General features: G+C 44.3%; 12 protein-coding genes. 6 read left to right on the top strand and 6 right to left on the bottom strand.

Going from position 1 to position 12942, the window contains the following annotated elements:
- Nucleotides 1-88 precede the first annotated feature (88 nt).
- Complete coding sequence (locus DXK30_RS11785; protein ID WP_114701843.1) at nt 89-367, top strand: type B 50S ribosomal protein L31; 279 nt, start codon at nt 89-91, stop codon at nt 365-367.
- Between the two features lie 96 nt (nt 368-463).
- Here the strand turns inward: DXK30_RS11785 and DXK30_RS11780 are convergent, their stop codons facing one another.
- The 4 genes from DXK30_RS11780 to DXK30_RS11765 form a co-directional block, all read right to left on the bottom strand.
- Nucleotides 464-1306 (bottom strand): SGNH/GDSL hydrolase family protein, encoded by an 843-nt coding sequence (locus DXK30_RS11780; protein WP_114701842.1) that lies wholly within the window; start codon nt 1304-1306, stop codon nt 464-466.
- The gene (locus DXK30_RS11775; RefSeq protein ID WP_114701841.1) at nt 1300-2697 is read right to left on the bottom strand and encodes a nicotinate phosphoribosyltransferase; all 1398 of its coding nucleotides are present in this window, start codon (nt 2695-2697) and stop codon (nt 1300-1302) included. The genes DXK30_RS11780 and DXK30_RS11775 overlap by 7 nt, the downstream gene beginning before the upstream one ends.
- 196 nt (nt 2698-2893) lie before the next feature.
- Nucleotides 2894-3961, bottom strand: a complete 1068-nt coding sequence (locus DXK30_RS11770; protein WP_114701840.1) for a bifunctional nicotinamide-nucleotide adenylyltransferase/Nudix hydroxylase — start codon at nt 3959-3961, stop codon at nt 2894-2896.
- 139 nt (nt 3962-4100) lie between these two features.
- Entirely contained in the window at nt 4101-5090 is a 990-nt protein-coding gene (locus DXK30_RS11765) for an alpha/beta fold hydrolase (protein ID WP_114701839.1), read from the bottom strand.
- Between the two features lie 583 nt (nt 5091-5673).
- Here DXK30_RS11765 and nfuA point away from each other — a divergent pair.
- Nucleotides 5674-6357 carry a Fe-S biogenesis protein NfuA gene (gene nfuA / locus DXK30_RS11760; RefSeq protein WP_114701838.1) on the top strand — a complete coding sequence of 228 codons (684 nt, stop codon included), beginning with the start codon at nt 5674-5676 and terminating at the stop codon, nt 6355-6357.
- 187 nt (nt 6358-6544) lie between these two features.
- Complete coding sequence (locus DXK30_RS11755; protein ID WP_390178044.1) at nt 6545-7867, top strand: O-acetylhomoserine aminocarboxypropyltransferase/cysteine synthase family protein; 1323 nt, start codon at nt 6545-6547, stop codon at nt 7865-7867.
- 110 nt (nt 7868-7977) lie between these two features.
- Here the strand turns inward: DXK30_RS11755 and DXK30_RS11750 are convergent, their stop codons facing one another.
- Complete coding sequence (locus DXK30_RS11750; RefSeq protein WP_114701837.1) at nt 7978-8997, bottom strand: adenosine kinase; 1020 nt, start codon at nt 8995-8997, stop codon at nt 7978-7980.
- A gap of 53 nt (nt 8998-9050) precedes the next feature.
- Nucleotides 9051-10007, bottom strand: a complete 957-nt coding sequence (gene rsmI, locus DXK30_RS11745) for a 16S rRNA (cytidine(1402)-2'-O)-methyltransferase (RefSeq protein WP_114701836.1) — start codon at nt 10005-10007, stop codon at nt 9051-9053.
- Between the two features lie 143 nt (nt 10008-10150).
- Here rsmI and DXK30_RS11740 point away from each other — a divergent pair, with 143 nt between their 5' ends.
- From DXK30_RS11740 to DXK30_RS11730, 3 genes are all read left to right on the top strand, one after another.
- Nucleotides 10151-10636, top strand: coding sequence for a YraN family protein (locus DXK30_RS11740; RefSeq protein WP_114701835.1), 486 nt, complete (start codon nt 10151-10153; stop codon nt 10634-10636).
- Nucleotides 10637-10903: 267 nt separating this feature from the next.
- Nucleotides 10904-11704, top strand: a complete 801-nt coding sequence (locus DXK30_RS11735; RefSeq protein ID WP_114701834.1) for a BON domain-containing protein — start codon at nt 10904-10906, stop codon at nt 11702-11704.
- A 237-nt stretch (nt 11705-11941) separates the two neighbouring features.
- Entirely contained in the window at nt 11942-12937 is a 996-nt protein-coding gene (locus tag DXK30_RS11730; protein WP_114701833.1) for an alpha/beta hydrolase, read from the top strand.
- The last annotated feature ends 5 nt before the right edge of the window (nt 12938-12942 follow it).

Raw genomic sequence — 12942 nt, 5'->3', positions numbered from 1 at the left:
TCAGTTACGTATGTCATTATTTGTTTGATACATCATCGATGGTGTTGTATTTAGACGTTGTACATACATCGGACCTAGAGAGTATATTATGCGTAAAGATATCCATCCTAACTACCAAGAAGTTTTATTTCATGACACGAACGCGGACGTGTTCTTTTTGACTCGTTCAACCGTTAAGACTAAAGCGACTCGTGAATACGAAGGTACAGAATACCCATACTACCCACTTGATATCTCAAGTGCGTCGCATCCATTCTATACTGGTGAGCAACGTAAAACGTCTACTGAAGGTCGTGTTGCAAGCTTCAACAAACGCTTTGGCGCATTTGGTGGCCGTAGCAAGAAAGCTGCAGACGCTGCTGAATAATTTATACTTATGGTATAAATGTGTTTTGCTAAGCAATAAAAAACCGCTGATTATTCAGCGGTTTTTTTGTGTAGATAGATCAATATTTGCGTGTTTTTAGCAATCCCTCTGAGCAGCGGATGAGTCTAATAGTTGGGTAATGTTCTCCACGATCTGCTGTGCCCAATAACCGTACATTAGGCTACTAGGATGAAAGCCATCACTGGCGAACATCACGGAAATATCAATAGGCTGACCATTGCCATGCTCTGATATCATACGCGCAAAGTCAGTTGCCATATAATTGACACCGTCATGAGCAGCACAGACCTGCTGCAATATCTCATCAAGTATTGAGGCTTTTGCCCCCACAAAGTTATTAAGTGGAGTAGGGATCGCAGGCATTTGCGCCATCGGTGGTAAGCTCAAGAAGATTAACTCGCGTACACCAAACTTACGCTGTGCAATATTGATAATGTCTTCAATTTGCTGCTGCCATTTATGCACAGAGACATTAGACGTCGTGTCATTGACTCCTACGCTTAGCAACATCACATCGATAGGTTGGTCAGGAGTAGCGAGGACATATAATCTGCGCAAAATATCAAAGCTGGTATGACCTGTTGTCGCTTGTAATGACCAATTGAGCTGTGTAAAATTCGATCGAATAACCTCATTCTGTTCCAATATCGGAATCAAATTACCAACCAGGGCCTCTTGTTGGGTTTGGCTACCGACGCCCGCTGCTGCTGAGTCGCCCACGACCATTAAGTTGAGCATTTCTTGGTTTTTAGATGACAGTCTAATATCTGCTTTTGATAGATCAACCATACCATGCCTTTCGCCGTTTGGCTCCGGCAAACGGACGGTTTCACGCTTGATTTTACGCCCCTGATAAAGATAAACGGGAGCAAATAATACATCTTTTGCGATAGATGTTAGTTTATTAGTGTCTACCATCCTGCACGTTCCCTAATAGTCGTAAGACTGTCTTCAATTAACAATTGACCATCGACGTAGACATCGCGTAATAAATTGTCAGTTGGATCGCCTATCTCATTTTCTTTGACGGTTGTTAGCTGGCTACTGTCGTCTTTTACCAGTGCCAATCGTCCTTTTTTCGAGCGCTTCGAGCGGCTGGTGACAGGATCTTTATAAATATCCTTCCATGCGCCATCGATACAAATAGCGCTAGATTTCATCGCCCAACTCATGGTGTCGCGGTTGACTTGCTGCAATAGACCACCGCCCATACCAAACGTCACGTTTTCTATGCTAAAGCCCGCTTTAATGACCACATCAATAATTTTGCTTAAGCTTTGCGAGCTGATGCCATCACCTTGGATGATGCGTACGTAGTCGGGTAGCACTTTATAGCCTTTGCTGTTTACGGTCGTACCGAACTTCACTGCCAAGCGCTCTAATGCTTCACGGACGACTTTGGTAGGTTCGCCGCTGTCTGGACGAATGACCAAGGTACCGCCCATATTTTTGACTTCGTCTTTTAAGGCGTCGCCCCAGATATTGTCGATGGCATTCCATAAATCATAACTATCTGAAACGACCGAAAAGGCTTTATCCTTACCGCCAAACTGCTCGATCATATTATGAAAAGCAGCAGTCTCGCCATCACGTCCCCAAGCTGTCATCGTACTGTGCTCGGCTGCTGGAATAGAGAATGCCGGCATATCATCACCCATCTGATACCAGCGACTAGCAGCAATAAGCGCTGTCATCGAGTCAGTACCAGCAAAGTTGACCAAATGCGCTAAGCTACCAAGCGCAACCGTTTCTTGGCTCGATGCACCGCGCGCACCAAAGTCATGCAAGCGAAAAGGCAGGGACTCTGTATTGTCCGCTGACTTCTCTAACGCTTGACGGATAATGTCTTTGCAATAGCGAGAAATACTAGCGACCGTCGATGGATACCAAATTGCACGCAATAGCGCTGTTTCGATATAGCTGGGTAGCCAGTAAAATTCAGGATCGGTATTGATCACTTGGCAGACTACATTGGACACGGGCACGATGCTGCCTTCTGCTACGGCTTGGATACGTAGTGGCAAATAGCCGTTGTGTTTTTCGATCAAGTGCTCCCAGCCAGCACGATTGAAGGTTAGGCCATGCGCCTGAATCACCTTTTCGGCTTCATCAATATCTTGATGAGTGATAGGCGTACTTAGGTACTCTTTGATAAAGGCTTGTAGACCAAAGAACACCACATCGTAGTCGCCCTTGCGCGCTTCAATGTAGCTTGACAGATACTCGCTACCATTCGGGTATTGCACCCAATGTGAGGTTTTATAGCTGTCGCTATTTAAGATTAAATTGTTTAGGTTACTGGTATACATCACAGAACTCCTCTGCTTTGAAATGCCGCAAATGCTTTAATGAAAGAACGGTGGCGGCGGTTGATTGCCGTCTATCGGCATTGGTATCAAATTATTAATACGATATTTAGTGATAGCTGTTATTGATAATAATTTGCTCAAGTAGCTATTAGAAAAGCTACTAAAAAAGACTACTAGAAAAACGATTATTAGCGAACTACAAGCCCACCATCTTAGTAATAATCGCATAGTGATCTTCAAACATCATCTTCGCATCGAGCTCAGCCAATGGTAGCCAAAATGCCTTGGTCGCATCATCGCCACCTTTTACTTTTGGCAAACCTTTCGGATCGTTTTTGAGCTGAAAATAAAACGCTTGGGTAATAGTGCGTCCGCGTGCTGAACGATACGGGTCATCAAAAGTATGCTGACTGTGGCAAGAACCACGCAATACAGGCTCAGGGACTTTGAGGCGTGTCTCTTCACGCAGCTCGCGAATACAAGCGTCAAATAGCGTTTCTTTTGGATTTAAAAATCCACCCGGTAGCGCCCACAATCCGCGCCCTGGCATACTACGTCGCTCGACTAGCAAGATGTGCCCCGACTGTACAATCAACGCATCAGCCGTCATAAAGGTAGGTGGGTATGGTGCTGATTCCCATTGTCTTTTGTATTTATCGATGAAGTCTGCTTCTTCATGCAGCTGATGATAGTCTTCAGTTTTTTTGAATGCATCGAGGACGTTGCGTGTTGACTCGGGCGTACGCTCGGGCGTCGGCGTGGCACCCATCAGATAGCTGTCGCGAATCGGCGTGGCTGATAAGTTATGATAACTGGGTACTGACACAGAGTCCCAGTTGGGGAACAATGACAGATAGTAAGATGAGCTGTCTTTTGAATGACCAATCAAGCCAATATCTGTCTGCAAGTCACCAGTGACAGATTTTACACCTGCTTGCACATACTGTAGCCAGCGGGTGTCATTGTAAAGTGCATCGTCTAGACCAACACAGTGAATGCGTGCGGCTTCTTCTTCAGAGTAAGCGCCTTTAATCATTGCGGCACGCTCAGCGACGCTAAACGGATTGCGTAAACTGCGTGGCAAGTTGGCTGAGCCAATCAGCATAATCACTTCGTCTGAGCGTTTTAGCGCCTCATCGATGACGGCTTTGTGGCCAGCATGAAACGGCTGAAAGCGTCCGATAAAGACTAGATAACGGTAGTGTTTACTGCTTTTTTGATCTAGGTTTTGCTTATCTGACTGTTGCTCTGATAATTCACTCATAGACGCCAACTTCCTACGACTTATTTTTATTGATTAAAAATTAATGACGCTAATACTGACACAGCCTATGACTTTCTGACAAGTATAAAGATGTTTAGGGGTGTGTCATTATCGAAACCGTCCAATCGATACATATGCTTTAACGGGCATGCTTCTCTATCCATGCCGTCACCGTTGGCCAAATCTCTGTGGCTGCGTTACGACTGATCATGATGCGACTGTGCGTATAGTCATCTAAATCGCCATTACTGAGCGAGTACTCTCGAAAGATATTAGTTGAATTATCAAAGCCATCAAAAAACAAACGACAGCCGCGAGTAGGGGAGATGAAGGTATCACCTTTTGCACTGATAGAATAAACAGGAATGGTAATCTGAGCCATATGATGACGATAGTCGATAAAGTCATCACCAGTACTTTTCTGCTGACTAATGCTTTCGTCCATTCCGTCTATATTCGTCCTACCTTTATCAAAATTAGCGTTTTTCAAAAAGCTACTTTTAAAGTTTTTACGCAAATTCCAATCGTACCACTGGGTCATCGTATAGTAGCTTTCGTTAAAAGGGCCTACCTTTAATTGCTTAGCGGGTATGAAGCCGACCAATCGAGTAAGTACCTTGGCCGTAAGGATTTTCACGTAGCTGGTCGAGTCTTGTACCGCCCCAAAAGCTTGGCAGGCAAACATACTGATGCTATTGACCTTATCGATATAGCTTGGGTTTTGGATGAGAAACATGGTCAAACCAACACCGCCACCACTATGAGTAACGCAGTGCAGGTTATCGATCTTTAATTCTTCAAAGAAATAACGAAAAGTCGCTTCATAGTCGTAAGTGGCGACAGTCTCAAAGTTGAATTTTTCTTTCGGTAGTGAGCTATCACCATGTCCGCGCCATTCCATGATGTAGCAATGATGACCAATCCCTGCAAAATATTCGGCGATTTTGAGGCAAGTTTGCTTGTCAGAAAACGTACCATGCGTCAAAAATATGTTTTGCGGTGTGATGTCAGGCAGGCTGTTTTTTGACGTGTTAGCTATCGTATCTTCTTCTGGATTATCAACTACTTTCCAAACGGCAATTTTCTCATCATCCTTAGTGGTTACTAGGTGCAACGTCCGTGTCATCATAAAATAGTCCTATCCAAAAAACACATAATCTTTATACAAGTCGATATTTATACAAGCTGATGTTTATACAAGACAATTAAAAGCTACCATGCTCATAACGCTACTGCGCAAAATCATTCAAATTATCAATACTACGTCAAAACCAGATGACTTGCTCGGACTAGATGTGAACGGTATGGCATATCGAAAATGCTGAGTGCGCTTGATAAATGGCACCGCTGTCTTTATATAGAGAATAACTTGGCAGCCAACATAGTCATTTAGCGTGTTTGTGGTTTCTCGTCTAGATATGAAATTACTTTGCGACCTGTTAGCATCATTAAAAAAACCAATGACGACCATTTGCAATAGCCTCAGTTCAATTCACAGTAGCGTGGTCGGAATTGATGCGTGATTCAGGTATAATGACTGCTATAGACTGATTAAACTTTATACTCATGTTGGCCAATGTCATACAATAATAAACATCAATCATTGCCAGTCTGCATGTCTTATATAAATCGTAAACATTTTAAAAATCCAAATTCACGACACAGTAGCCATAATAGATATAGCGTTTGTGTCATAACGCATAGGAAACATTATGAGTGAGCAAAACCAAGCTGATAACCAAATAGACCAAACTGCTGGCTATGAATCAGCCCTAGATACTGAGCAAGTCGAAGCGAAAAGTAACATCACTATTACTGAGTCAGCTCAAGGCTACTTAGCAGATTTGTTATCTAAGCAAGATACTGATGGTATCGGTGTGCGTATCTTCGTTGAGCATCCTGGTACGCCGCGTGCAGAGTGCTGCATGGCTTATAACCAGCCGGGCGAAGAAGACAGCGCTGATTTGCGGTTTACGTATGAGAACTTCTCTGCCTTTATTGAGGCGGCGTCAGTACCTTATCTAGAAGACGCGGTTATCGATTATAATAAAGACCGCTTCGGTGGTCAGCTGACTTTCCGCGCACCAAACTCTAAAGTACCTAAAGTAGGCGCTGATGCCAGTGTTGAAGAGCGCATCAACTATGTATTGCAGTCAGAGATCAACCCTGGCTTGGCAGCGCATGGCGGTGACGTACAGTTGCTTGAGCTGATTGATGAAGAAGGCATTGGTCTAACCGCTGTATTGAAATTTGGCGGTGGTTGCCAAGGGTGTTCAGCGGTTGATATGACTTTACGTCAAGGCGTTGAAGTACAGCTGAAACAGCAAATTCCAGAGTTGACCCAAGTGGTTGACGAGACTGACCATACTCGTACAGAGAATGCTTACTATAAATAAAAGCTTGAAATCCATGCATACTGTGGATGTTCAGTTAACAGCCCAAGCATAATATTTAACAAAAAAGCCGAGTTCTGATGAACTCGGCTTTTTTTATTGCTATGATTTAGTAGATCGCTTTTTTGAAATGGCTTTTAAATGCTAACTTTTTAATAATTAACTTTTGATGAATACAAAGGAATGTATTATGAGTAATGAACAAGCAGCCCAGCAGACGCCCCAATCATCAGGAATCCCTCAACGTCTTGAGACTTTAGCGATTCATGCCGGCTATAGTGTAGAGCCAACGACTAAAGCAGTCGCCGTGCCTATTTATCATACCAGTTCATATGCGTTTGATAATACTCAGCATGGTGCAGATTTGTTTGATTTAAAAGTAGCAGGCAATATCTATACTCGTATCATGAATCCGACCAACGCGGTGTTAGAAGAGCGTGTGGCTGCGTTAGAAGGCGGTATCGGTGCGCTTGCCGTAGCCTCTGGTATGGCTGCCATTACTTATGCCATTCAGACCATTTGTGAAGCAGGTGACAATATCGTTGCTGTATCGACGTTATATGGCGGTACTTACAATTTATTTGCCCATGCATTGCCGCGTCAAGGTATCGAAGTGCGTTTCTTCGATCATAAAAACCCTGAAGCCATTCGTGACTTAATTGATGATAAAACCAAGATGGTTTTTGCAGAGAGTATCGGTAACCCACTAGGTAATATTGTCGATATTCAAGCGCTCAGTGATGTCGCTCATGAATACGGTGTGCCTGTCGTGATTGATAATACGGTGGCGACACCTGCGATATGCCGTCCTTTTGAGTTCGGTGCAGATATCGTGATTCACTCATTGACCAAATATATGAGTGGAACCGGAACGTCAATCGGTGGTGCGATTGTCGATAGTGGCAAGTTTGCTTGGGGAGACTATCCTGAGCGTTTCCCACTGTTGAATACGCCAGATCATAGCTATCATGGGGTAAATTTCGTAAAAGACGTAGGCGCGCCAGCCTTTATTGCCCGTGCCCGCGTTGCGCCACTACGTAACACTGGCGCAGCACTTAGCCCGCTAAATGCCTTTGGTATCTTGCAAGGTATGGAGACGCTAAGTCTGCGTATGGAGCGTCACGTGCAAAATGCACAAGCCGTTGCAGAATATCTGCGTGACCATGATAAAGTTGCTTGGGTGAAATATGCAGGTCTATCTGACCATCCTGAGCACGAGCTTGCCAAAAAATACATGAAAGGCACGCCTTCTGCTATTTTGACCTTTGGTGTAAAAGGCGGACTAGAAGCAGGAGCGCGCTTTATCGATGCGCTGCAACTGATTACTCGTCTGGTAAATATCGGTGATGCAAAGTCATTGGCCTGTCATCCAGCGACGACCACCCATCGTCAGTTAAATGAGCAAGAGCTAGAAAATGCAGGCGTTAGTACGGATATGGTACGACTATCGATTGGTATCGAACATATCGAAGACATTAAAGCCGATCTCGCCCAAGCATTAGCTTCTGCTTAATAAAAAGCGCTTATTAAGTTGAGCAAACTGTTTAAGCAAGTCTAATATAAAAAAAGCCCATATCGATTTGATATGGGCTTTTTTTTGCGTTCAACAGATGTGTTTAACAATTAAGCAGAAAGTACGCGCTGCGCGATATCTCGATAGTCCTGCGAGGCAAGACGCGGTCCAAACTGCTGAATAACTTGTGCCGATATTTCGCTGGCAAGACGACCGCATTCTGGCAGACTATACTGCTGCGATAATGCATATAAGAAAGCACCAGCGTAGTTATCGCCTGCACCGTTGGTATCGATGACGTTGGCCACTGCTGGGGTTGCAACGTCATAGACTTCAACCTCTGCTTCATCATTAGGCTGGTGGGCAATGACCGCACCATTGGCACCATCAGTGACGACTGCGGTTTGGCAGTATTCAAGCAGGGCACGCGCCGCTGCTTTGACTTGTTTTTTATCCGTAAACAGCTTGGCTTCTTCGCTATTGCAGAATATCACTGCGACTTTGTTGCCGAGCATATTAAGCAAGCCATCTTTGGCAAATTTTACTACCGCAGGATCAGCAAAGCTCACTGCGATTTTGGCATTATAGATACCGGCCTGTTGACGTAATTGAGTCATCGCTGGCTGGATGCTCTCAGACATTGCTAGATAGCCTTCGATATATAGCCAATCTGCTTGAGTCAACGCGTCAAAATCAACATTGTCAGCGACAATCTCACTTGAGGTGCCAAGATAGGTCTGCATGGTACGCTCGCCATCTTCGGTAACGGCAACCACACATGAGCCGGTCACACCGCCTGCATGAATAGATTTGTCTGAAGTTGCGACACCTGCTTCATGCAAGTCTCTAAGGTAAAATGCCCCTTGATCATCATCACCGACGCGGCAAGCATAAAAAGGCTTACCGCCTAAGCTGGCAAAGGTAAACATGGTGTTGGCTGCTGATCCGCCGCCTGCTTGTTTTGATGGCTCAATCTCAGCCAGCTTAAAATAAGCCAGTAGTTGCTGCTGCTCTTCAATACCAGCCAGCGTCATATTACCTTTGGTCAGCTCAGTCTCTTCTAGTGCCGCATCTGATAGCACATACTCGTGATCAACCAACGCATTGCCTATTGCCATTACATCGTACATTGCTTATCTCTCCTCAATTCATTTGTAAATGGTTATCTTTTTATTATTAAAAATTAGTCTGCTTGCAACTCTAGTAGACGCTGATAAAGCGCATTTTTCTTCACACCAGTGATATCAGAGGCCAGTGCGGCTGCTTTTTTGACTGATAAGTCCTCTAGCAAACGCTGTAGCAATTTATCATGAGTGCTGATGTCGTCAGTATCTTTTGCCACACCGATACCAGCGACGACCACGACTATCTCGCCGCGTTGCTGATTGTCATCTGCTTTGACAAATTCAACCAACTCGCCAAGGGTGCTCTTGTGTACCGTTTCAAACGTCTTGGTCAATTCTCGGCAAAAAGTCACCGCGCGGTCTGCACCAAATATCGTTGCCATGTCTTCTAGGCTAGATACGATGCGATGCGGCGCTTCATAAAAGATTAAAGTTTCGGTACGTGCGATTAGATCGCTCAGCTGTTTTTGACGACCGTGCGTTTTGGCAGGCAAGAACCCAATAAAGCTAAATCGATCAGATGGTAGTCCTGCTACTGACAATGCGCCAATTGCAGCAGAAGCCCCAACGATAGGTGATACGGTCACGCCAGCTTCATGCGCGGCTTGTACCAGTTGATAACCTGGATCGCTGACCAGAGGTGTACCCGCATCACTAATCAAGGCAACCGAATGACCTTGCTCAATCATTTCAATAATTTTGGGTGTTTGAATGGCGCTATTATGTTCGTGATAGGCCCATAGCTTATTGTGACCTTTTTGCTTTGTCGTCGTATCATCATTTTCGATACTGCTTTTGGCAGGACGAGTCTCTGAGTCTTTTGTCTCGTCAGCTTTACTGCCTTTAGTATCGATGCCAAAATGTGACAGTAGCTTACCTGAGGTGCGGGTGTCTTCACAGGCAATAATGGCGACCTGCTTCAAGACATCAATTGCGTGCGATGTCATGTCGGACATATTACCAATCGGCGTGGCAACGATATAGAGACAAGCTGGCATCGCAGTAGGGGTAGACATGAAAACCTCGGGTGGTTAAAAAGACGTGAAAAAATAATAGTGCGCTAGTATGTACAGTCGTTATCTATGGTTTTTCAGTCAAATAATGAATGAGGCAATCGATAGATTGTGAGAGTAGAACGCGCAGAAGTGGCTAGTTTAGCATGTTGTGCTATGATAATTCTCAAATGTTAATCAGACCAATTAACCTTATGCCGAACCATAAGCCCTTAATCTTAACCTCACCAAAACAACGCCAAGGTAGTCGGTTTGAGCAGCAGGCGTGTGAGTATTTACAAGCGCAAGGGTTGAGGTTGGTCGCACAAAATTGGCAACAGCCAAAAGTAGGTGAGTTGGATCTGGTCATGATTGAGACAGGTTCAGCATGGTTAACACTAGTATTTATTGAAGTTCGCCAGCGCAAGTCCTCGAATTATGGCGATGCGGCACTCAGCGTGACAGCAAGCAAACAGCGCAAAGTTATTAAGACAGCACAGTCCTTTTTGCAGCAGTATCCTGAGTATGCTCATTATGATTGCCGGTTTGATGTCATTGCTTACAACACGATGAATGAGTCAAATTCAAGAAATGAGCCGTTAGACCATCAACCAGAATGGATTCAAAATGCTTTTATAGCCAGTGCATGGTAATAGGGTAAATAAGATAGATGCTGCCAAATGAAGCATTTAACCACATCTGACAAGTAAGGTTCGTTACTAAAAAGCTAACCGCTGATGGCCAAAATTAAGTAAAGTAGCGGTTATAGTCAACTTTCTATAAATCAGATACAGTATTAGCTTACAGCTACGTTTAGCTCGTCACTACTAGAGCGTGTTTTCTTTAAAATGAAGATATGACCTAGATTAAGATTTGCTTAATTTATAAAATTGTCACAACCATGTTTTAAGAGGTAAATAATGACACGGATGCATTTGCGCACTGCTATTTTTGGTTCATCACGCCGTATTACGACTGGCATTATGATTGCTGCCTGCGTTGTCAGTACAGGTTGTGCCACCAACTATCTGACCAACAGTACAGAAGGAACGTACGGCGTGCCAATGACTGAGCGCACGATTCCGCAGCGTCTGCTCGATCGTAGTATTGAACATACTGCCAAAATCAATGTATATGGGCTAAAAGAAGACTTGCAGCAAACCAGTCGTATGGGTATCGATAGTTTCAATAGCGAAGTACTGCTCACAGGTGAAGTGCCAACTGAAACGCTCAAAGCAGAAGTAGAAAAAGTCGTTAGCTCTATGCCAGATGTACGCCGTGTCTACAATGAGATGGAAGTCAGTGCGTCAAAAGGGTATAGCTCAACAGTTCATGATGGCTATATCACTTCAAAGCTACTGGCGAAAATAGCCGCTAGCGATGGTGTGAGTGCTTCACAAATTAAAGCCGTTACTAATAATGGCGTGGTCTATATTATGGGCCGTATGACACCCACTCAGCAGAGTCATTTGATTGATATCGCCAATGGTACTGTTGGAGTCACTGAGTTGGTATTGTTGACAACTGTCGTCGACGATAGAGGTGTCAAAATAAATAATGATGACATCATGTATGAGAATAATTTGGCCAATCCTGCAGTAGCGCCAGCTGCCCAAGATACTACTATCAGCACGGCAACGCCTATTGTCATAACGGAAGAAGAGGCCAATACTACGCAGCCGTCTTCAAGCCCTTATATCGACCTTTATCAGAATCAATAAGAACTTTTAGTTCGCCAAGCGATAAATGACGTCAATCACAATAAGCCTAAATAGTGATAACAGTAAAGGCACGAGAAATCTTCAGCCAGTGAGTACTATATCAATAGTAAAATGTAGCAGAGTCAGCGCATTAGCCAACGATACTAATATCAAACACATCATTGGCTAATGGATGAACCATTATCGCTGTGAGTCTGTTACTACTGATTGATAAATAAATATAATAGGATACTGGTCATGAAGGATTCACAGGCAAATATACAACCAAATGAAGAAACAAGCGTCATTGGTAATATAGGCATACACAATAAACCTGCTCATAAGAAAACACGAACGTTGAGATTTGGTGGTGCGGCAATATTGGCATTGGGCAGTATCGCGTTAGCCACGCAAAACGCACAGGCATTATCACCGCTGGCTATCGTCAATGGCATTACTTCTAGTGGCGGCGTTGGGGTAAGTAAGGATATCTTATATGGTGATCAGCCTTCTCAAGACCTAGATATCTATTATCCAAAACCGCTAGCACAAGCAATGAAATCTCAGAGTACTATCAACACTAGCTATCCTATGGTGGTATTTGTCCATGGTGGTTCATGGGAGAGCGGCAATAAAGAACAATATGCCTTTGTCGGTCAGAGCTTAGCCAAAGCAGGGTATGTCACCGCAGTGATTAATTACCGTAAAGCGCCTGAGCATGTCTATCCTGATTATGTCAAAGATGCAGCTCAGGCAATTGCTTGGAGTATTGAAAATGCGACCAGTCTCCATGCAGATCCGTCACGCCTAGCGGTGATGGGGCATTCTGCTGGCGCGTTTAATGCAGTAGCAGCCGTTGCCAACGAAGACTTTTTAGCACCTTATGGTATTAAGCCAATAGATATTGCAACCGTTATTGGGATTGCGGGTCCTTATAGCTATGATTTCCGCAAGTTCAGTAGTGCAACAGCGTTTGGACCCAATGCCACACCTGATGAGGTGATGCCAGATCGTCAGATTAAAGGTGCGCAGCCGCCCTATTTATTGTTAACGGCAGAAAAAGACAAAATTGTACATGCGACTAATACAATCAAAATGACAGAAGCGTTTAAAGAAGCAGGCGTCACCGTTGAAACGGGCGAAATAGAAGGGGCCAGTCACGCAACCAGTATTGGTGCAATGGCACCGCCGCTACGCTGGGTCAATGATGTGCGTGCGCAAGTGCTGACGTACTTGGATAAAACGCTCAAATAACTTAT

The organism is Psychrobacter proteolyticus (genome assembly GCF_003350005.1).
GTDB lineage: Bacteria > Pseudomonadota > Gammaproteobacteria > Pseudomonadales > Moraxellaceae > Psychrobacter > Psychrobacter proteolyticus.
This window is presented reverse-complemented; position numbering and strand designations above follow the sequence as displayed.